General features: G+C 35.2%; 1 protein-coding gene. It reads right to left on the bottom strand.

Annotated features, from left to right (window positions below):
* The coding region (locus ACYVRA_RS09205; RefSeq protein ID WP_461252402.1) for a hypothetical protein at positions 1–262 on the bottom strand (262 nt) is incomplete at its 3' end.
* Between the last annotated feature and the right edge of the window lie 170 nt (positions 263–432).

Below are 432 nucleotides of genomic sequence, written 5' to 3' on the forward strand. Positions count from 1 at the left end.
TAAATTTGGATGTTTGTTCCGTATTATCGAATTCTACCGTAAATTTTATATTATATTTTGCCGCGCTTAAATTATCCGTAACCTGATAGACCGCGGCTTTTGCTTCTACCGTCAAGGCATATTTAAAACCTTCCACAAAATTTGCCGACCCGCTTCCCTGAATACACAGCGTTATACTTTTGGGATTTGCCGCGTATAGAAAAGTGATCGAAAAAAGGAGGAAAAAGGAAATAAAGATAATTTTCATGTATATTTGCCGCATTTTCTTAATTTTAATACATTATGGGTATTCTGTTCTTAGCTTTGGCATCGGTTATAAATTCGGACTTTTTAACAGGAAACGTTAGCGGTTAATTAATTATGGATATGAGCAAAAAAACCAGGTTAAGTGACAAATTTATCCGGTTTTCAATCGGGGCTAAACTTGTGACA

The organism is Treponema sp. R8-4-B8, assembly GCF_054786175.1.